The 18,244-nt window shown below is 68.6% G+C and carries 21 protein-coding genes and 2 pseudogenes; 7 read left to right on the forward strand and 16 right to left on the reverse strand.

The window, feature by feature from the left end:
- Positions 1 to 1,970 precede the first annotated feature (1,970 nt).
- From ACWCV9_RS35955 to ACWCV9_RS35975, 5 genes are all read right to left on the reverse strand, one after another.
- A complete protein-coding gene (locus ACWCV9_RS35955) occupies positions 1,971 to 2,363 on the reverse strand; it encodes a hypothetical protein (protein WP_450793018.1) in 393 nt (130 codons plus the stop codon).
- Positions 2,364 to 2,797: 434 nt separating this feature from the next.
- Positions 2,798 to 3,658, reverse strand: a complete 861-nt coding sequence (locus ACWCV9_RS35960) for an XRE family transcriptional regulator (protein ID WP_450793020.1) — start codon at positions 3,656 to 3,658, stop codon at positions 2,798 to 2,800.
- Positions 3,655 to 3,999: a helix-turn-helix domain-containing protein gene (locus ACWCV9_RS35965; RefSeq protein WP_450793022.1), complete on the reverse strand. Its 345-nt coding sequence runs from the start codon at positions 3,997 to 3,999 to the stop codon at positions 3,655 to 3,657. Before ACWCV9_RS35965 ends, ACWCV9_RS35960 begins: the two co-directional genes overlap by 4 nt.
- 76 nt (positions 4,000 to 4,075) lie before the next feature.
- Positions 4,076 to 4,510, reverse strand: a complete 435-nt coding sequence (locus tag ACWCV9_RS35970) for a hypothetical protein (RefSeq protein ID WP_450793024.1) — start codon at positions 4,508 to 4,510, stop codon at positions 4,076 to 4,078.
- 324 nt (positions 4,511 to 4,834) lie between these two features.
- A complete protein-coding gene (locus tag ACWCV9_RS35975) occupies positions 4,835 to 5,227 on the reverse strand; it encodes a peptidase inhibitor family I36 protein (RefSeq protein ID WP_450793025.1) in 393 nt (130 codons plus the stop codon).
- A 60-nt stretch (positions 5,228 to 5,287) separates the two neighbouring features.
- Between ACWCV9_RS35975 and ACWCV9_RS35980 the strand changes: the two genes are divergently transcribed.
- Together ACWCV9_RS35980 and ACWCV9_RS35985 are read left to right on the forward strand one after the other, a co-directional pair.
- The gene (locus ACWCV9_RS35980; RefSeq protein WP_450793027.1) at positions 5,288 to 5,611 is read left to right on the forward strand and encodes a NucA/NucB deoxyribonuclease domain-containing protein; all 324 of its coding nucleotides are present in this window, start codon (positions 5,288 to 5,290) and stop codon (positions 5,609 to 5,611) included.
- A 19-nt stretch (positions 5,612 to 5,630) separates the two neighbouring features.
- Entirely contained in the window at positions 5,631 to 6,158 is a 528-nt protein-coding gene (locus ACWCV9_RS35985; protein ID WP_450793029.1) for a hypothetical protein, read from the forward strand.
- Positions 6,159 to 6,176: 18 nt separating this feature from the next.
- Here the strand turns inward: ACWCV9_RS35985 and ACWCV9_RS35990 are convergent.
- Positions 6,177 to 6,937, reverse strand: a pseudogene (locus tag ACWCV9_RS35990) (IS5 family transposase); the annotation flags it as partial.
- Positions 6,938 to 7,052: 115 nt separating this feature from the next.
- The gene (locus ACWCV9_RS35995; RefSeq protein WP_450793031.1) at positions 7,053 to 7,634 is read right to left on the reverse strand and encodes a hypothetical protein; all 582 of its coding nucleotides are present in this window, start codon (positions 7,632 to 7,634) and stop codon (positions 7,053 to 7,055) included.
- 113 nt (positions 7,635 to 7,747) lie between these two features.
- On the opposite strand from ACWCV9_RS35995, the gene ACWCV9_RS36000 reads away from it, so the two are divergent.
- On the forward strand, positions 7,748 to 8,134 hold the full coding sequence (locus ACWCV9_RS36000; protein ID WP_450793037.1) for an endonuclease VII: 387 nt from the start codon (positions 7,748 to 7,750) through the stop codon (positions 8,132 to 8,134).
- A 153-nt stretch (positions 8,135 to 8,287) separates the two neighbouring features.
- Here ACWCV9_RS36000 and ACWCV9_RS36005 read toward each other — a convergent pair whose 3' ends face one another.
- Positions 8,288 to 8,581 (reverse strand): hypothetical protein, encoded by a 294-nt coding sequence (locus ACWCV9_RS36005; RefSeq protein ID WP_450793039.1) that lies wholly within the window; start codon positions 8,579 to 8,581, stop codon positions 8,288 to 8,290.
- On the opposite strand from ACWCV9_RS36005, the gene ACWCV9_RS36010 reads away from it, so the two are divergent.
- Together ACWCV9_RS36010 and ACWCV9_RS36015 are read left to right on the forward strand one after the other, a co-directional pair.
- On the forward strand, positions 8,580 to 8,978 hold the full coding sequence (locus tag ACWCV9_RS36010; RefSeq protein ID WP_450793041.1) for a hypothetical protein: 399 nt from the start codon (positions 8,580 to 8,582) through the stop codon (positions 8,976 to 8,978). The two genes, ACWCV9_RS36005 and ACWCV9_RS36010, sit on opposite strands and share 2 nt — an antisense overlap.
- 67 nt (positions 8,979 to 9,045) lie before the next feature.
- Positions 9,046 to 9,552, forward strand: a complete 507-nt coding sequence (locus tag ACWCV9_RS36015) for a hypothetical protein (RefSeq protein WP_450793044.1) — start codon at positions 9,046 to 9,048, stop codon at positions 9,550 to 9,552.
- A gap of 312 nt (positions 9,553 to 9,864) precedes the next feature.
- On the opposite strand, the gene ACWCV9_RS36020 is transcribed toward ACWCV9_RS36015, so the two are convergent.
- Both ACWCV9_RS36020 and ACWCV9_RS36025 read right to left on the reverse strand, forming a co-directional pair.
- Complete coding sequence (locus tag ACWCV9_RS36020) at positions 9,865 to 10,011, reverse strand: hypothetical protein (protein ID WP_450793047.1); 147 nt, start codon at positions 10,009 to 10,011, stop codon at positions 9,865 to 9,867.
- 24 nt (positions 10,012 to 10,035) lie between these two features.
- On the reverse strand, positions 10,036 to 10,206 hold the full coding sequence (locus ACWCV9_RS36025; RefSeq protein ID WP_450793049.1) for a hypothetical protein: 171 nt from the start codon (positions 10,204 to 10,206) through the stop codon (positions 10,036 to 10,038).
- A 123-nt stretch (positions 10,207 to 10,329) separates the two neighbouring features.
- Between ACWCV9_RS36025 and ACWCV9_RS36030 the strand changes: the two genes are divergently transcribed.
- Entirely contained in the window at positions 10,330 to 10,815 is a 486-nt protein-coding gene (locus tag ACWCV9_RS36030; protein ID WP_450793051.1) for an N-acetyltransferase family protein, read from the forward strand.
- Here the strand turns inward: ACWCV9_RS36030 and ACWCV9_RS36035 are convergent.
- Positions 10,725 to 11,414, reverse strand: a complete 690-nt coding sequence (locus tag ACWCV9_RS36035; RefSeq protein WP_450793052.1) for a hypothetical protein — start codon at positions 11,412 to 11,414, stop codon at positions 10,725 to 10,727. The genes ACWCV9_RS36030 and ACWCV9_RS36035 overlap by 91 nt on opposite strands.
- Positions 11,415 to 11,701: 287 nt before the next feature.
- On the opposite strand from ACWCV9_RS36035, the gene ACWCV9_RS36040 reads away from it, so the two are divergent.
- Positions 11,702 to 12,229 carry an SMI1/KNR4 family protein gene (locus tag ACWCV9_RS36040; protein WP_450793054.1) on the forward strand — a complete coding sequence of 176 codons (528 nt, stop codon included), beginning with the start codon at positions 11,702 to 11,704 and terminating at the stop codon, positions 12,227 to 12,229.
- Positions 12,230 to 12,335: 106 nt separating this feature from the next.
- Here ACWCV9_RS36040 and ACWCV9_RS36045 read toward each other — a convergent pair whose 3' ends face one another.
- From ACWCV9_RS36045 to ACWCV9_RS36065, 5 genes and pseudogenes are all read right to left on the reverse strand, one after another.
- A complete protein-coding gene (locus tag ACWCV9_RS36045) occupies positions 12,336 to 12,680 on the reverse strand; it encodes a hypothetical protein (RefSeq protein ID WP_450793056.1) in 345 nt (114 codons plus the stop codon).
- Between the two features lie 445 nt (positions 12,681 to 13,125).
- Positions 13,126 to 13,844: pseudogene (locus ACWCV9_RS36050) on the reverse strand (IS5 family transposase); the annotation flags it as partial.
- Positions 13,845 to 13,895: 51 nt separating this feature from the next.
- Positions 13,896 to 14,706 (reverse strand): IS5 family transposase gene (locus tag ACWCV9_RS36055; protein ID WP_450793058.1). Its coding sequence is split into 2 segments (ribosomal slippage): positions 13,896 to 14,355 and positions 14,354 to 14,706, totalling 813 coding nucleotides; the frame shifts between segments, so codons are not numbered across the junction.
- 773 nt (positions 14,707 to 15,479) lie between these two features.
- On the reverse strand, positions 15,480 to 17,327 hold the full coding sequence (locus ACWCV9_RS36060) for an FG-GAP-like repeat-containing protein (protein ID WP_450793060.1): 1,848 nt from the start codon (positions 17,325 to 17,327) through the stop codon (positions 15,480 to 15,482).
- 63 nt (positions 17,328 to 17,390) lie between these two features.
- Complete coding sequence (locus tag ACWCV9_RS36065) at positions 17,391 to 18,110, reverse strand: hypothetical protein (RefSeq protein ID WP_450793062.1); 720 nt, start codon at positions 18,108 to 18,110, stop codon at positions 17,391 to 17,393.
- Positions 18,111 to 18,244 lie beyond the last annotated feature (134 nt).

Genomic DNA, 18,244 nt, shown 5'->3' on the forward strand with positions numbered 1-18,244 from the left:
CCAGTCCTCCCCGCCGACGCGGGGGTGTTCCGGCCGTGCTGGAGCGCAGTTTCGAGGTGGCGGAGTCCTCCCCGCCGACGCGGGGGTGTTCCGTCGTACCGCAGCGCTCCGCCCGCCCGCTTCCCGTCCTCCCCGCCGACGCGGGGGTGTTCCGGACACGTGCGGCACGGGGTGAGCCTCGCTGGCGTCCTCCCCGCCGACGCGGGGGTGTTCCGGTGGCTGGTGACCGAGACGCATCCGTTCCCCCGTCCTCCCCGCCGACGCAGGGGTGTTCCGATGACCACGGATCAGGCGAACGCTCATATCGTGTCCTCCCCGCCGACGCGGGGGTGTTCCGTCCTCGGAGTCGTGGGGCGTCGGCTCGAACTCGTCCTCCCCGCCGACGCGGGGGTGTTCCGTCGAGGGCCAGGGCGTAGGAGCCGCGGAACCCGTCCTCCCCGCCGACGCGGGGGTGTTCCGGCCGCCGTCGACTCCGCCGACGCGCCCGCCGAGTCCTCCCCGCCGACGCGGGGGTGTTCCGTTCGCGCCGCGCACCATGACCCCGGCCGTCCTGTCCTCCCCGCCGACGCGGGGGTGTTCCGCCCTCACTGCACTCCACGATGCCGGACTCCTCGTCCTCCCCGCCGACGCGGGGGTGTTCCGCCGTCGGCCAGCCATCGCGAACAGGTCGCCGTCCTCCCCGCCGACGCGGGGGTGTTCCGTTCCGGCCGCGCCCTGGTCCTGCGTCCCGGTCGTCCTCCCCGCCGACGCGGGGGGTGTTCCGTCCGCGGTGTGCTTGGCGACCCAGCCGATCGCGTCCTCCCCGCCGACGCGGGGGTATTCCTCCAGACTCATGGAGGGCGACAGGGGGACAGTGGTCCTCCTTGCCGACGCGGGGGTGTTCCGACGATCCCCGGCTGGGGCACGAGCCTGAAGAAGTCCTCCCCGCCGACGCGGGGGTGTTCCGTAGTCGCCGAGCTTGTCGGCCTGCTCGACCAGGTCCTCCCCGCCGACGCGGGGGTGTTCCGTCGCGCACGTTGTCGCGGGTGTAGGTGGTGAAGTCCTCCCCGCCGACGCGGGGGTGTTCCAAGCGCGGCCCGAACAAGACGTACGTCGGCTCTGTCCTCCCCGCCGACGCGGGGTGTTCCGGCGCATCGGACCAGGGGATGCCGGGGCCCTTGGTCCTCCCCGCCGACGCGGGGGTGGCGGGATGCTTCCAGACCCCACGGTCTTGAGCGGTGTCTACGCCGACCTCCGCCACCCACTGGGGCTCGACGAGGGCGACGTCCAGCGGAGTTCGGGACCCACACGAGGTCGTGAACCGTCTGCCTTCCCACGGATGTCCGAGCCCTGCCGGCGTCAGCCGCTCAGCCAGGTCGCGCGCCGCGGCAGGCCGCAGTGGCGTACTGCGACCGACCTGCCGCAGTGTCCCGGCCTCTTCGAGGCGCCCCAGCACAAGCGTCTGCGGCCGACGCACGGTTCCAGTGACCGCGCCGTTCACCGCTTCCGGCATCTCCTGGGCGAGCCGCACGGCGGTCCGGCCGCCGGAGACCAGTCGTCGCTGGAGCGCCTCGAACGACATCTACCCCTCAGCCCACGACCAGTTCGCCATCGAGGACCAGGCCGAGGGGCAGATCGCCGGCCGCACCCACAAGATCAGGGAAGCGGCTCTGCATGAGACTGCCGCGCCAGGACTGCACCAGCAACGGGCCGGGCGCCGGCCACGGTGTGAAGACGAGCGCCCGGTAGCCGTCCTTCTCCAGACTATGAGGTGTCTCATGAGACGTTTTCTGCCGACCGCAGCCGTACCAGGCAGGCTCAGCGGCCGATCGTCTCGGTCCAACGCCGAAGTCAGGTCTCAGCACTTACTTTGTGCTTGGGGGCTCCTGTGCGGTGTCGGCGGTGGTAGGAGATGGTTACGGCACCGAGCAAGGGGCCCCAGGCGATCAGGGGCAGGTAGAGGAACCCGATGACGGCGTTGCCGAGCGTGGTCAGGTCGGGATGCGGTACGGCCCACCAGAGCAGGAAGGGGCGGTCAGCAAGGCGGCGCAGATGCCACCGACCAGGGTGGCAGCCCACGGGTGGACTCTGCGGCCGCCGATCCGCGGGACGAAGTGGGGGATCACCTCGCCCCACGGCCGGACCAGGCCGAGCGTGAACAGTGCGAGCGCCTCGCTCGACAGGCTCAGGCCGATCAAGTACGCCGCGCCCCACCCGGTGGCGTCCAAGGCCTTGTAGCCTGCCTCGGTGTATCCGGCCGGGTGGCCGGTTGCCAGCAACAGGCGCCAGATGCCGGTCGGCAGGGTGGCCAGCGTGATTACGTGAGCGGCCCGGACCGCCCAGCGGGGCGCCGGCGAACGGAGGGGAGTGTCCCGAGTGACCATGAGCATCAGCATGTCCGTGTGGTGCCGTGGCAGCATCGGTCCTGAGAACAGTTGCCGGGGCCGAACATGGTAGGAGGCCGCAACCGCGGGCTCCTCCGCGGCGCGGATGCCTCGTCCTCCTGAAGTGGCAGGGGTGGACTCAGCAGGACCGGCATGACGTCGCGGCTGCGCAGGATCGAACAGCCTCGCCAGCTCCTACTGACGGCACGGGCAGATCGCCGTGTTGGCCGTCGGTGAGACACATCTAAGTGGCTGGAGAACCGTCGGACTTCGACTGAAACCGCAGCTCACCGGGCAGCGCCCCGGGCCCGGGCACCGTGTCGCGGACCTGCGCCAGCATCGGTTCCACCGGCGCTCGCAGCATACGTCCGGTCTACGGCGAGAACGGCGACAGCGCGAATCCAAAGCATCTGTCCTCAGGGCCGGGACAGCACTCAGGCAGGCACGCCGGAGCGGGCCGCGAGGCCCCGGCGTTCCGGCATGGTGCGGCCCGAGACGAGGAGCCCGCTCAGCATGGCCTTCACAGCGGGGCGCGCATGGGTCTCTTCGGGAGCCAGGCGTTCGGCTTCCAGAAGCGCGCCGATGCACTCATCCCGGCGTTCCCACCGTGCGTAGGCGGTCGCCCGGTCCATGAAGTAGAGGGCCTGGCGCTCGACGGTGGGCAGGAGCTTCGGGTCGAGGGCATCAGCTGCGGCGATGGCGGCTGACGGATCTCCTGCCTTGCACTCGGCCCTGATGAGATGCAGTTGAACAGTGGCGGGGTTGAAACCGCCCGCGGTGTCCCGCAGGTGTGTGGCACCGAGGGTCTTGGCGATGGCGGCGGCTTCGGCGGTGAGCTGCCGCATGCCCTTCTGGTCGCCCTGGTGGGCGACGGTGTAGGCGGCGCACTGGATGAGCAGCCCTCGCTGCACAGCACCGGGCCACCCGAGGTCGGAGGCGTTGAGCTTGATGAGCACACGGGTCGCCAGGAGGTAGCTGTGCGCGAGGACGGCGTAGTGCTCGGTACCGATGGCCTGGTGTCCTGCGCGGATCGGACGGGGCAGCCGTACGGCGAGTCCAGCGTAGTGGGAGGCATTGGACATGGCTGCCGCGCGAGTGAGTTCGGGGGCCAGTTGCTCGGGGTTCGGGTCCGCGGAGCTGGCGCCGAGGCCGAGCATCGCGTCCCGGACGCCGGCGACAAGGACGCCTCCGAGCCGGGCGTCATCGGCTCTGGCGGAGCCATTGCCGATGATGGGTGCGCCGACGGCAGCTGCGGCCGTGACCGCCAGATTCGCGAGCAGCTTCCTTCGATTCACCGCGCCCTCACCGTCCTCACGCCCCTGGCTTCCCACAGTAGGGGCGGGAAGCCGCGGGTACGGGCCGCTTGAGACACTGCGCCGGGGCCGGGCGCGGCCTGGGACGGGGCGAGGCCGAGATCGTGCGGCGGGATGTCCAGGACACGGGCGAATCTGTGGAGCACATCGACGTCGATCATGGGCGTCTTGCCCCGTTCGAGGCGGGACACTTGGGCTGCGGAGTAGCCAGTACGCGCGCCGAGTTCGGCCAGCGACATGCCCTGGGCCTGGCCCGTTCTTCGGACGCGCTCGCCGGGCGGCATCGACCCTGCCGGGCCCGTCGGTGGGTGTTCGATGTTCATGACCCCATCCCAGTGCTAACCGAGGCTCTGATGGGCCCAGGGTATGGGTCGTGCACGTGCGCGAGGGCAGTTGGCCTTACGGCGCATTCGACGGAGGTGCGGAGCGCTGCTGGGATCCCCAGATGCAGCCCTGCATCATCGCCGTGGTGACCTTGCCCTTGAAGCCTGCTGCCAGCGTCAGCCGGTCCTGGCACCAGAGATAGACGTCGTCCGCCATGCCGGATCCCGGGTTCTCCCCTTGCTTGGCGAGAGCGGCGGCGAAGTCGTAGCCGCGCTTGTATTGGGTGTCCGCAATCGAGCCGGGCTCGTATGGATTCCCGTAGATGATGGGACGCGACGGGTCGGAGGCGCCACCTCGAGGCATGAATATGGCGATCAGCAGCACAGCGGGCAGGCCAACCAAGACCGAGGCGAACAGCCAGCCCATCTTCTGGGACGTCTTCTTGCCGACCGCATAGGACAGCATCGCCAGCGGGATGGCCAGAAAGAACGCCAGGAACGGGATGATCACTGCACCACCTGCCACAGGTCAGGCCCCCCTTTCGCGGCTCAGCGGCGCCATGGTATGCCCCGTGATCGGACACGGAGGCGCGGGGTGTGTGGTGCTCGGCGACGCGTGGCTGCCGAACACCACCGGCCGGGTGTTGCGCTCACTGGCCAACGAAAGCGCTCAGTCACACGTACGGGCAACTGCAAGCCCATGCAGTCGACAGCGGTTCGGCCCGGAGCCCCCATCCACGGTTGCGGGCCGGACCACTCGTGTATGACGGCCCAGCAATGCTTCTGGGCGGGACCGGGCGCCTCGGGGACGCCCGGCCTCAGGACCCGCTGACTCTTAGTCGATCTTCACGAGGTGGACCTGGTCGTTGAAGGATCCATACCGCCCCGCCGTAATGCCCTCGGTTGGGAGGATGGTGCACAGGACGGACCGATAGAAGGTGGCCGTGTAGTTGGTGGCGTTGTAGAAGCCGTAGCCCCAGGCGTCATCAGCGGCGGAGTAGCACCGGTTGGTGTAAGGGGGCGCGATCTGCCAGCGCTTGCCGGTGAAGTCCTTGTTCTCGTAGATGCAGACGTGGCCGATGTCGCAGACCGGCGCGACGCGGAGGGACTTGGCACGGTCGCTGATCTTGGGCGCGCTGTTCTTATAGCGCATGAGGGCGTAGGGCTGGCCCTGGCAGGAGTCGTTGTCGAAGGCTTCGAGCTGGCTGACTTCGCTTCGGTTGTTCACGATGGCCGCTGGCCGGGACGATGTGCCGTCCGGTCACCCGACGTTGGCCTTGTAGCACTGGTGTGGACTGAGGACGACCTCCTTCTTGATGCCCTGGTAGTCAGGCTCGGAGACGGCAGCCGTCGTGTCGACTACATCGCCAGCATCGAAAAGTCCATCAGCGAGTGCAAGAAGGTGTGGGGCGACTACTCAGGCAGCGGCCTGCAGTGCGACGAGTACCCCTTCGCCAGTACCCGTGAAGGCTCGACGAAGGGCGACAACCGGTTCTCCGTCCGACTGATCGACGGGACCGACAACCGTAAGGGCGGCGAACGCCTCGATCAGATGTATACCCTCAACCGTGTCCTGGACGGCGACGCGTTCTACATGAGGATCACGGACTAGCAGGAGGGCTCGGCAGGCCATGGCGCTTCTTGCCGAACACAACATCACCGCCACCCCCGGCCGCTGTGTTGTGGAGGTGTACGACGCGGACGCCTACCTTGGCGACGAAGCAGCCCTGGACGCAGCAGAGACACAGGTGGTCGCCGGCAACGGCTACCACCTGTACATGCTCAGCCTGCAACCCGACATGAACGTCCAGGTGACCATTCGCATCTGGGATGCCCCACCGGACCCGCCCGCGAACGCCGAGGGCCACACCGCGGTCACTCTGGAATCCGAGACCGGCACACTCGTAATCGGGCAGCTCGACCGTGGACCCGCCGGCGAGATCACGCTGCCCCGACCCGGCGTCTACGAAGGCCACGCATGGTGGGAGGGACGCACCGCAGCCGCCGACTACTACGGCACCACCCTTGACCAGCTCAGCGACGACTCACCCGAGGACGTACTCCTCGAAGCCTGGAACAACAACCCGGTCATTGAACGCTACGTCCTCGACCTCGCATACGTCCGCGAACCGGAACCCATCGATGATGAGGAACTCTGACCGGCGATGCGCCCACACCAGCCTTCTCCCACTCCGCTCCACGGTGTTGCGCTGCTTGTAGGTCTCCGCGTCGAAGCCGGGCGGACGGCCACCGAGCCGGCCTCGCCGCAGGCGGTGACCGACTTGGTCGGACGGCTGCGGGATGACCGCACGAATGCCCCGGCGTCGCAGATGGCTGCGGATGGCGCGGGAGGAATACGCACGGTCGGCCAGAACGGCCTCGGGGCGGGTCCTGGGTCTGCCACAGCCGGTGCGGGGCACGCGGATGCGGGCCATAACCGTCTCGAAGGCGGGTGCATCACCTGCCTGGCCTGCGGTGACGGTGAAGGCGAGGGGTCGTGCGCGGCCGTCTGCGGCCAGGTGGATCTTGGTGCTCAGCCCGCCGCGGGAGCGTCCGAGCGCGTGATCGGCGGGCTCGCCGGTGCGGGCCGCCCCCTTTTGAGTGCTCCGGCGGCGTGCTGGTGAGCCCGGACAACCATGGAGTCCACTGACACGGTCCAGTTGATGTCGTCGTCGGCGTCCGCCGCCGCCAGGACGGCGGTGAGGATCGTCTCCCAGGTGCCGTCGACGGCCCATCTGATCAGCCGCTTGTGAGCGGTCTGGAACGAGCCGAGCTCGTCGGGAAGGTCCCGCCAGGGCGAGTTGGTGCGGTACTTCCACGCGATGGCCTCAAGGGTGCGGCGGTGGTCGGCCCATCGCCGCCCGCGGACCGGATCCGCGGGCATCAACGGCTCGATCCGGTCCCACCTCGCATCGGTGATCACTAATCGGACAGACACGTCCGATCAACTGACCAACCCATCAAAGAGACACGCGCTAGCCCCGAGTCACCACATGGACGAACGCCGCAGGCGCCACCGAATCAGAACGCCGATTCGGCGCCCGGGCGTGCCGTCAGAACGGGGTCGACCAAGCCCACGGGGATCCGACCCCGCTGCTGGTGATACGCGCGATGCCCCACAGGCCGGCGTCGCACTCAACAGAGGCGATGTCCGGCTGCATCTCGGTGATCGTGCGCATCCGGGCTCCCCAGTCGTGTCCGGCCGGCCCGCGGCTGCCGTCGCAGCCAGTGCAGCCGTCCTCGCCGTGCATGTGGCCGGCCATCCAGGCGTTGACGGCCACGTTGACGATGACGCCGAACAGGTCGCCGCCGGTCTGGGCCAGCGCGTCCGGGACGCCGGCGAGGATCAGCGCCAGCTCGGGGTTGCCGACCGGCGGCATCGGCGCATGCCCGGCCCCTTCCGCGGCGCTGCTCTCTTCGAAGGCGTGCGCGCTGCCGGCGAGACGGTCGGCGAGCGCGGAAGCGTCGAAGTACCGCCAAGCGGAGCGCACTTGGATCCGCAACTGCTCAGCCACCGCGTTGATGTTCTTCTCGATAGTGTCCTCAACGGTCGACGGCGCGAGCGTCACCCCCCGACGGGCCAGCTCCACGAGCGTCTGGGCAACGGCTTCCTTGAACGCCTTCGTGTTCCGCACCACGGCATCGTAGGCGCGCCGGAGCACCCGCCGGACGACTTCGCCTGCATTGACACCCTGCAAGGGCGCCCAGCTCACCGGGGGCTGTCAGTGCCTGCTGCCACCATCCGGTCATGCCTCTCGTCACCCGAGAGCGGGCCCGCTCCCTCTTCGCGGACCTGACGCACAGCGCCACGGTCCCGCTGGACCCCGACGAACTCCTCCACATGCCTGGCCTGCGGCAGCACGGTCACGTCCTCTTCGGCGACATCGCGGTGCGCTGCTACAGGCACAAGGTCCGCTGGATGTACGACGAGCCGGACATCCTCGCCGCCGGCCGGGCCTTCGCAGAGCTGGAGCTGGACCTGGACGACGTCGTCGACGTGCAGCTGCCCCCGTACCGCGACATCCCGGAACGCGATCCGGAGGAGTGCCACCGCCCCGACTGGCGGCGTCGGCTGGTGTCGTGGATGGTCGACCGGGCCCGGCACGCTGGCAGGCCTCCTGTCGTGACTGCATGATCGCCGGGTGGACGCTGTGAACCCTGTCCGCTACCACCTCAACCTGACCGCCGTCGGCACGACGATGATGCGCGGCTGGTGGGAGAGCAAGCAGACGGCGCGCCACCAGTTCTCCACCTGGGTCGGCGAGCGCGGCAAGCTCGGATACCAGGGTCACCGCATCAGGGTGTGGAGGAGGCCGACCACGGCCAGTCCTACGAGGAGCGCGACTCCGACCGCGGGATGCAGGAAGGCGACGTACGTTGCGCCGGCGCCTGCCAGCAGCAGTACAGCGGTGCGGATGTCGAGACCGTTCACGGTGAACTCCCAGGTGCGGATGGTGGGACGCGGTCCGTCCGCGTCGCAGGCCGCACCTTGCAGCACATGGGGGTTAGCCCCGCAACTCTTGTTGAACGCCCGTAGTTCCCGGTTGTTGAACGCCCCTCTCGACGGGCAGTCAGCTGCCATGCTGCAGTCGGACACCCACCTCACCCACTTGGAGAGCAGCGTGGAGCTGAGCGCCACCGGTGAACCCGTCGTCATGCAGGAAGACACCCAAGTCCATGTCGGCCTCGACCTGCGGCCGGGAACTCTCACCCTTACCAGCTCGGGCAAGGACTTCGCGGCGTACCACGCCCTGGTGGAGTTCGTCTCTGCCCACGGGAAGCCGTGGACAGCGGACAAGGTCAAGTTCTCGGCCAAGGGGCCGGACGGCAAGTCCGTGGCATTGACCGTGGATCTCCTCAACGACACCTGGGACGGTCCCAGGGCTGGCGTTCCGGCCGCCATATGGAAGGTCGTGGCCCTCGCTGCGACCTCCGCCGGAGACGTCGGCATCACCTACTCACACCCCGACCCCGTCTAATCGACGAAGGGCCCGGCCAGTCGGCCGGGCCCTCAAGGCGCTGGACGCCGACGCCATCCGGGCCGCGATGCTGTCCCCGCCGATCGGCGGCGGCGCGGCGGCGGACCGGATCGCCGACGCGCTCGGCACCCCGAACGTGATCGGCGAGAAGGCGAACGTCACGGCCTTCGTGGTGCGGCGGCTCGTCGACCGCGGCCTGCTGGTCGACCTGAGCGCGAACCCGGACGGGACACTGCACCACCCCGGCCAGGTCGCGGAGGTCTGCCGCCGCGAGGACCTGGCGGACCTGGTCGCCGCCGACACCCCGCTCGGACCCGAGCAAGCCTCCACCCGGCTCCGGGTGCGCCGTGCCGACTTCGACCACATGGTCCGGCTCGGCTGGGTCCGCTCACCGCAGTCGATCGAGGTCCGCTTCGGCACCAGCCGGGCCGGAGCCGTCGACGTCGCGCTCTACACCACGGCGTCCGTCGACGCGGTCATCCCCGCCCACCCCGAAGTCGACTGGGAGCAGCTGCGTACGGTCGGCAAGGGCCGGCGCTCTCCCCTCGCCCCGCTCCAGACACAGTCGGCCTGAGCTCCGCCGTCGGACCCTGATGGACGACGCCTCTTCCACTCCGCGATCCCAGGGGAAGGGGGGCGTCGTCCCGGCAGCCCATCAGAAGCTGCGCTGTGCGGGAGGGGCTTCTACCTTGGCGGTGGGACGGCGTACAGGACCACCGCCTTTTGCTAGTCGACGCTGGCCCCTCTCCCCCCTCCCGAGGGGCCCTGGCGCTCTGGTTGTTGGCCCGTGGTGGTGCCCGGCTTCACGAGGGGCCGGGCACACCACCACGGAGCCGATCGGTATCCCGCTCACAGCACGGCGTCTGGGATGGCAAGCCAACCGTGCCTAGATTGCACGAAGCTCGGAGCTGATCCCCATGCCGTCGAGGTCGCTCACGAGCCTCCAGTAAACGTCGCTCTCGTAGAAGCTCGCTGCATCGCCGTTCCCCTCAGCGGGGTCGATCTTGTCCATCTCGGGGACGTCGTAGGCCACCGTGTAACCGGCCTCCGCGTCGTTTCACTGGACCCGGACCACCATGTCCGCTGTGCCGATGTCGTAATTGTCGTTCCCGTAGTTCTTGGCGATGTACTCGAACGGGTACGTGAACGTATAGCTGTCGTCCTTCTTGATCGACCGCAGGTAGTCCAGCTCGTTCTCGAAGCCATAGTTGTTCGACTCACTCCACATGGAAGGAGCGTAATGCTCTGCACCTCTGCCAGAGTCGACACCATGGGCCAGCAGGCAAAGCGCTCGTAGACCTCGGCGCCCGTAGACGGTGCCTCCGCGCCGCGGTCCTGGAACACTTGGGTCATGCCGCTCATCCGTGACATCGTCCAAGCCGATTACTCGGTGGTGGAGGAGCTGCTGTACTCGAATCATCTGGGAGACGGCAGGTTCTACGACCCCGAGGGCCTGGACGTCGTCGTGGCCGAGCTCCACGGGTCTGTCGTCGGGGTCGCCGAGTTCCAGCTCCACTGCGACTTCGGGCACGACGAAGACCGGGAGGCGCATCCCGGCGAGCAGACGTTCATCTCGACGATAGCCGTCGCCCTTACCGGTCGTCGCGGCGGGGTCGGCCGGGCACTTCTCACCGAGATCGCCCGCCGGGCCCAGAAAGCCGGCGACACGTTCCTGGCCCTGGTGCCGCAGGACGGCGCCGACGCGGCTGACCGGCACGCGTTCTTCCAGGCGTGCGGGTTCACGCTCTACGGCCCCGCCGGACCGGGCGCAGCATGGGGCTGCCCGGTCTCGGAGATGCTCGCTGTGAAGGGCGCGGCTGACGCCGCAGGTGAGTAGCCCGTCGCCGGCCTCATCGTCGACTCCTCCCGCCAGATCGCCTTGAGCGGGGTACGCGACGACGCCTCATGGGGCGCCCATGAGACCGAACTTCCCGCGCGCCTGTGGACTGTCCCCTCGCCTGACTCCCCCGCCCACGCCGAATGGCACGACCAATGGGAACGCCACGTCCTCACCACCGTGCGACTGATGATGACAGTGCGTACCGGAAGGTTGACGCCGTCGGTGAGGGTGGTGGTGCTGGCGATGGCCAGCAGGTCCCGGTCGCGAAGCCCTTGTTCAACGGCGTGAAGGACGTCGTCGGGAAGGTCACCGTGGTGGAAGGCGACGCCGTGGCGGGTGCAGCCGACCAGAGGGTGCTCCTCGCCGAGTGTCTCGGCCAGGAACTCGGTGAGGGCCGCCGCCTCGGGCCCGACACCCAACCGCTTGGTCATGGCGCGCGCGGCGTTCCTGGCGATGACTTTGCTGGCGACGACCATCAGCACGCTGCCGGCGCGGGTCAGGGCAGCGGCGCCGGCGGCGAACGCCTCGTAATCGTCCTCCGCCCGCAGCGCGGTCAGGTACTGCTTGTTGCGCATCACGAAGGTGGCGATGCCCACCTTGTTCGCCTCCGCGAGGCTGTGGCTCTTTGAAGCGGTGGCTGATCTTCGCGTCCAGGTTGCGGTAGCGGGAGGGGCAGCGGCAAGCCGAGGGCCCAACACAGGCGGGCGGCGCGCACGAGGACGTCGAAGGAGGCGAGGACGCAGAACACACAGGACAGGCTTTTCCGCACTCACAGGGACCCGCCCCGTGCACGACGCCCTGGCCGCGGCGGCGAAACCGTGCCCCTCTGTGGGCATCTCCGTCGGCCAGGGCCGTTGTCATTGGCGGCGGCTAGCCTGCGGGCATGATCGAGACGACCGGCGACGACCGCCGCTTCCCGCCCGCCCTGGTCGCCGTCGCCCAGGTGGAGTTTGACTACGACGACGGCGAGGGCGTGGACTTCAAGCCCTACGACGCCTTCGACTCCGCCGAGGAGACCACCGACTGGATCCGCAACTGGACCGGCAACCACGAACTGGACGGCGGCGCCTACCGGGTCTTCGGACAGGACGGCACCGGCGGCCTCGTCGCCCTGTGGCGTGTGCGCCCGGGCCGGCCCCTCGCCGAACAGCCCGTGGTGTTCCTGGGCTCGGAGGGCGAGCGTGGCGTCGTGGCCGGAAACCTGTCCGACTTCCTGTGGCTGCTGGCCGACGGCCTCGGCCCAATGGAGGTCGTCGAGTACGAGCAGCGCGGAGCGCGACCGAACCCGGCACTGACCGAGCTCGCCGAGCACCACGCCACCACGTCGCGCCGACCCGCCCGGGACATCATCACCGAGGCACAGGCCGAGTTCCCGTCCTTTTCGGAGGACCTGGACAAGCTCTGCCGCTGACGCAGTCCGCTCTCGCGCTCAGCGCCACTTGACGGCAAACACCTGGCCGTCCGGAGCGTCCGGGCACGTGAACGGACCCGCGAAAGATCACTCGGTGGATTCGGGCTCAGTTGCCGGTGAAGGTGATCGACGTCAGAATCGCCCCGTTAATCTGGTTATTGCACCTGTTCCGATAGAAGTTGTACGTGAATCCGTTGACGTCCGTCACCCAGCCCGTGTAGCTGTCCGAGCACACCTGGTAGACACCCACGATGTACATCCCGCCCACGTAGCCGGTGGCCTTGTTGCCGTCCCAGACGTAGCAGTCCTGGCCGGCGTTGATATTGACGACGCTCGACAGGTTGCACGTGGAGTTCACGACCGTGGCATTCGCCGGGGTTGCGGCGATGAAGCCGGTGGTGGCGAGGCCAGCCGCCATCACTCCTGTTACCAGCTTGCGGACGAGTTGCATATGCACTCCCAAGCTCTGATACCCGCCCCCAGCGGGTAGACCTCGAAGAGCCAACCATCTCCCTGTGCATGCCAACAAGACCGCAGCAAGGACACTCCCGGCCTTCTCATTTCCGAATTAGGTGGTTATATGACACGAAGTCTCTTTGGCGGTGCCTTTCGGACGTGGCGGAGGACGTGGACGGCCGGCGCGTTCCCGGAGCTGTCGGAACCGTCTGGGACGGCCCCCGACCGGGGCCTCCCAGATCCTTGATCTCCAGGACACCACCGGCGCCCCCTGGTCCAGCTCGTCACCGACAGCACCCTGACGAGGACCAGCAGGGAGAGAGGGCAAGCCACCGGGCTGTGGAACCCGGCGCACCCCGCAGTGTCACGCGACGGACCAACCTCGAAGGGTGTAGCTCGAATGCGGTGAGATCGTCTTGTTAGACGTCATTTCATTTGACCAGGCGGCGGCAGCCGGACAGCCAAGACACGGTCCGCTCCACCACCCAGCGGTGCCGGGCCAGCCGCCGGGACGACTCGATGCCCTTGCGGGCAAGGCGGTGCCGGATGCCGCGGGAAGCGAGCCATCGCCGCAGGTAGCGGTAGTCGTATCCCTCGTCACCATACAACTTGGCGGGCCGCCGGCGTCGCGGGCCGCGACTTGAGCGGATGGGTGGGATGCCGCGGACCAGCGGGATGAGTGCCTGACTGTCGTGGAGGTTGGCGGCGGAGATGCCGACCGACAGAGGCAGGCCCTGACGGTCCACGATGAGGTGGATTTTCGACCCCTTCTTGCCACGGCCGGTCGGATTCGGTCCCGTCAGCTGCCCCTTTTGAGGGCCCGGACGCTTACCGAGTCGATCGCGCACCGCGACCAGTCCAGCTCACCTCGGGCACCGAGTTCATCCAGGACCAGGCGGTGAAGCTTGGCCCACACCCTGGCCTCGGTCCACTCGGTGAACCGGCGGAAGGCCGTCACGCCCGACAGCCCGAAGCCTGGTGGCAGTTGGTTCCAGGTGCAGCCTGAGGTGGCCACGAAGATGATGGCAGCCAGCACCTCGCGGTCCCCTCGCCGCCGGTGCCCTCCACCCTGAGGGCGGACCGGCGCCGGCGGCACCACCCGCTGGAACAACGTCCACAGGTCTTCCGGCGCCATCCGCTCGACAAGCGCAGCAGTCATCGCCCCAGACTGCCGCAAGATCACACCAACTGAAATGGCGTCTGAGAACGGCTAACACAATGAATTGAGTTGCCGGTGGGTGAGGAGGCAACAGGCCAGCTTGAGGAAGGCTTCGTGGATGTCTGCTCGGCGTTCCCAGCGGACGCGGAGTCGTCGGAAGCCGTGCAGCCAGGCTAGGGTCCGCTCGACCACGCACCGGTAGAACGCCAGTCCCGTGTCGTGACGGGTGCTTCGGCGAGCGATGGCTGGGACGATGCCGCGGGCACGGACCTGGGCGCGGTAGATGGCGTGGTCGTAGCCGCGGTCGGCGAACAGCGAGTCCGGCCTGTGCCGTATACGGGCGAACCGTTCGCGGACGGGCGGGATGGCGTCCAGCAGTGGCATCAGCTGGGTGACGTCGTTTCGATTGCCGCCGGTGAGGATGACGGCGAGCGGGGTGCCGTGGCCGTCGGTGATCAGATGATGCTTGGAGCCTGCCCGGCCCGGGTCGACCGGCGACGGGCCCGTGTGGATTCCCCTCAGGGCCCTGATGTGGGGAGGAGTCGACCACGCAGCGGGACCAGTCGAGTCGTGCGGCCGCATTCAGCTCGGCCAGCAGGGCCTCGTGTAGCCGCTGCCAGACGCCGGCCTCGTTCCAGTCCCGCAGGCGGCGCCAGCCTGTCATGCCTGAGCCGAAGCCGAGCTCCTTGGGGAGGTGTTCCCACTGGATGTCGGTGTGCAGCACGTACAAGATCCCGCACAGCACCTGCTGGTCGGGGACCGGCAGGCGACCGGGGTACCGGAAGCGACGTTCTTTCTTCGGCAGCAGCGGCTCGATCCGCGCCCAGAGGTCGTCAGGCACGATCCACGGTGAAGTCCCCACGGAGCGGACACCGCCCAACCCGCCCGTCAGGCACGGCCACCAGGACCGATGCACCTCATTGTGTGAGCCGTTCTAAGCAACCTGGGCAATCTCTACCAGCACACCGATCCCCACCTGTCCATCAAATACCACGAGCGCAGCGTGAGACTCGGTGAGGCACTGGGGGAAACGATGTACGCCGATACGGGGCGGTGCAACATCGACAACGCCTACCTTGCACTGAACCAGCCCCAAGAGGCGCTGAACAGCTTCGAAGCCGCCCTGCAATTGCTGGCAGCGGACTGCCACTGGACCACAGAGCGCGAGATCCGGCTGGGTCTGACCCGCGCATTACGGGAACTTGGCCAGTACCGACGAGCCGCCCGAGAGTGCGCAGTGCTACGGGAACGCAGCGAAAGCGCGGTGACACCTACTCTCAGAAGCTGGCCGATGCGGAGGCGACCGCTCTGTACAAGCTCGTGATCGCTGGAGATCGGGGCGTGTGACGGATCTGCGGCTCTGCGCTGGCGGGGGGCCGGGACAGAGAAGAGGGCCCAGTCCCGCGACCGCCGCCGGATCCGTCGCACGGTGTGAGAGCAACTCGCCGAGGTCGCGCTGCGCGGCCGAGCCGCCGAACACAGACGCCAGGACGAGGCCGAAGCGTGCATCAGTTGGGCAGCAGCCGGCGTGGAGCGCCTCGACCCCTTGCACACACCGCGCCGGCTGCCCGACGTTCCCACTCCGGGCGCCGCCCTTCAACAGGGGGGGTAGGACACCGCCAGGCACTGGCATGGTTACCGGGTCCTGAATCGGCGGAAGAGGTTGCGGGCCACGTACACGCCCGGGCCGCCGAAGCCGACGATGTCGACGCGTCCGTCGCCGGTGATGTCGGCGAGGAAGCGGGGGTGGCGGTCGACTCGCCAGGCGCCTGCGTCGTCGTTGTATCCGAAGCCGCGGCAGACGAGTTGGGCCTGATCGAACCGGCCGTCACCGCGGTTGTGCGACACCCACACTCCTTCGTCGCCGAAGCCGACGATGTCCGGGTTGCCGTCGCCGGTGACGTCGGCGAGGAAGCGGAGGTGCTTACGGCCCGTCCATCCCTGCGCTTGCCCGAAGTCGTTCAGGACGAGTTGCGAGGGTTCGAACGTGCCGTCGCCACGTCCCCGTGCGACGACGACGCCTTGGGGGCCGAATCCGGCGATGTCCGTCTTCCCGTCACCGATGGTGCGGATGAGGAATCGGGGGTGTTCCTCGACCGAGGTCCACCCCTGGTCGGTTCCGAAGTCGTCGAGGACGTAGAGCGGTTCGGCGAAGGTGCCGTCCTCGTCCTGGAGGGAGATCCAGACGCCGTCGTCGTGGCAGCCGACCATGTCGGTGCGTCCGTCGCCGGTGGTGTCGACGAGGAAGCGGGGATGCTTGTCGACGAGCCACCCGCCGGCCTTCTCGCCGTGGCCGAACGCGCGGAGGACCGGTTCGTCGGGGAGGGGCGCGAACTTCCCGTCCTCGTCCTGGAGGGAGATCCACACGCCGTCGTCGTGGCAGCCGACCATGTCGGTGCGTCCGTCGCCGGTGGTGTCGACGAGGAAGCGGGGGTGCTTGTCGGCGAGCCATCCGCCGGCCTGCTGGTCGTGGCCGAACCCCTTGACGGCCGGAGTGCCGCCCGCCGGCACGAACGTCCCGCCGCTGTCCCGAGGGGACACACGGACGCCGTCGGCGCACAGCGTGACGGCATCAGGGGTGCCGTCACCCGTCATGTCCGCGAGCGTCCACAGGTCGGCCGGGTTCGGGGAGGGCGCGGGCTGGTGCAGGACGCGTTCGTCGTCGTCGAACGTACCGTCGCCTCTGCTGGACGCCGTTACAGCGCCCTTCGCGGGTTTGATCCCCACGATGTCCGCCCGGCCCGCGCCCGTGGTGTCGGCGAGGAAGCGCGCGCCGAGCCCGGCCCATCCGCCCGGTTGCCCGTTGGGCGCACGGCCGGCCCCGGCGCTCCCCCAGCCGCCGGCGTTCTGGTCGCTGCCGAAGCGTTCGAGGACCAGCAGCAGGTCGCTGAAGGAGGGCGCCGCGCCGGGTACCGGGCGCATCGCGGTGGAGCGGTCCAGGCGCCAGGACCGACGGCCGTTCCAGTGACTCAGGTGTGCCCAGCGCAGCACGGGGTCGCTGGTGCGCTCGGGTTCGGTGGTCACGAACCGCCAGCGCTGGCTCGCCGCGTTCTCGTCGTACTCGCGCAGGATGACCCGTGTGCCGTCCTCGCCGGAGTCGGCAAGGTCGAGCACGGTGTCGTCGGTCGCGGTCTCGATGAAGTAGAGGCCCGCTTCGCCGTCGACGGGGACGACACGCCACTGCTGCCCCTTCTTGCCCCCGGCGGCGTTCGCCTGGCGCACACCGCGGTCTGCGGCGGCGGGGTTGTCGAGCACCTTGCTGCCGGCAACGTTGCGGATGACATACACGGGGTCGTCTTCGGGTTGCCCGCCCGGTCCGGTCGGCACAGGCTTGAGTTGCCACTGTTCGGGGAGCGGGCCTCCGTCGGAGACCTCACGGACGACGAGGGCTCCGCCCGCGCCCGAGCCGGCCTCGGCGCCAAGGGGCTTCCCGGTAGCGGCGTTGACGATCTGAAACTTCAGTTCTTCCATGGGCAGGGGCATGCTGGTGCCTCTTCCAGGCGGTACGGGCTTCGATTCGGAACGGTGGGGTGCGGCGGCAGACGGTCACGTGAAGACGTGGTGGTAAGGGACGTCCCACTCGCTGGGCAGCCGCGGATAGAAGGTGTTGATCACCGTCCCGGTGAAGTCCCCACCCCAGTTGTAGGTGACGCGTACCTCGCTGTCGGCCGCCACCGCGTGGTCCTTGAACCCCAGGATGGAGTCAGGGTGGGTGATCGGCACGAAGGTGATCCCGCCCCAGGGCGTCACCGTGACGATCCAGAGCTGCGTGTCCTCGGGGGCGCCGTTCTTCCCGCGCCACTTGTCGCCGACCTTGTCGGGCAGGCCGACCTGGACGCCGTCGGCCGTGCTCTTGGGTGCGTCCTGGTGGACGGTGATGCGCCTGCGCTGCGGCTTGGGCACACCGTCGTCGCCACGGCCAGCGTCGACCGCTCCGGCGGCTGCGGGTTTCGGTGACACCTGTCCCGCGGCGCTCTCGATGACGTAGAGCGGTCGCTGTCCGAAGAAGCCGGCCGGGGTGATGTACCAGAGGTGGCCCTTGGCCTCCTTGGTGGGCGAGTCGAGCGCGGTGGCCAGCTTGACCCCCTTGTCGTGGCTCTCCTCCTTCAGCTCGACGGGCCGCAGGTAGCCGCCGTTGAAGGCGTGGACGAGCATGACCGGCCGGTTCTCGACCAGTGCCGCCACGATCGCGTTGTCGTAGCTGTTCACCGCCACCGGGCCGCCGACCACCAGATTGGACATCGTCGCACGTTCTTGGGTGTACATCGCGGAAACCTCCTCTGTTCCATGACCTGAATGCGCATGGGGTAACAAACGGACGACCGCGACGGCAATCTCGAATGCGACAACGGTCGAGTTCACGCTACGGGCGCGAAGGGGCCGCTGAAAAGTCATCGATC

The sequence above is a fragment of the Streptomyces sp. NPDC001606 genome (genome assembly GCF_053596835.1).

Coding starts and splice junctions, on each gene's coding strand:
- ACWCV9_RS35955 (WP_450793018.1), bottom strand. CDS start 2,363: ATGGTCACTCGGGACACTCCCCTCCGTTCGCCGGCGCCCCGCTGGGCG.
- ACWCV9_RS35965 (WP_450793022.1), bottom strand. CDS start 3,999: ATGAACATCGAACACCCACCGACGGGCCCGGCAGGGTCGATGCCGCCC.
- ACWCV9_RS35985 (WP_450793029.1), top strand. CDS start 5,631: ATGGCGCTTCTTGCCGAACACAACATCACCGCCACCCCCGGCCGCTGT.
- ACWCV9_RS36000 (WP_450793037.1), top strand. CDS start 7,748: ATGCCTCTCGTCACCCGAGAGCGGGCCCGCTCCCTCTTCGCGGACCTG.
- ACWCV9_RS36010 (WP_450793041.1), top strand. CDS start 8,580: ATGCTGCAGTCGGACACCCACCTCACCCACTTGGAGAGCAGCGTGGAG.
- ACWCV9_RS36005 (WP_450793039.1), bottom strand. CDS start 8,581: ATGGCAGCTGACTGCCCGTCGAGAGGGGCGTTCAACAACCGGGAACTA.
- ACWCV9_RS36015 (WP_450793044.1), top strand. CDS start 9,046: ATGCTGTCCCCGCCGATCGGCGGCGGCGCGGCGGCGGACCGGATCGCC.
- ACWCV9_RS36025 (WP_450793049.1), bottom strand. CDS start 10,206: ATGTGGAGTGAGTCGAACAACTATGGCTTCGAGAACGAGCTGGACTAC.
- ACWCV9_RS36030 (WP_450793051.1), top strand. CDS start 10,330: ATGCCGCTCATCCGTGACATCGTCCAAGCCGATTACTCGGTGGTGGAG.
- ACWCV9_RS36040 (WP_450793054.1), top strand. CDS start 11,702: ATGATCGAGACGACCGGCGACGACCGCCGCTTCCCGCCCGCCCTGGTC.
- ACWCV9_RS36045 (WP_450793056.1), bottom strand. CDS start 12,680: ATGCAACTCGTCCGCAAGCTGGTAACAGGAGTGATGGCGGCTGGCCTC.
- ACWCV9_RS36060 (WP_450793060.1), bottom strand. CDS start 17,327: ATGCCCCTGCCCATGGAAGAACTGAAGTTTCAGATCGTCAACGCCGCT.
- ACWCV9_RS36065 (WP_450793062.1), bottom strand. CDS start 18,110: ATGTACACCCAAGAACGTGCGACGATGTCCAATCTGGTGGTCGGCGGC.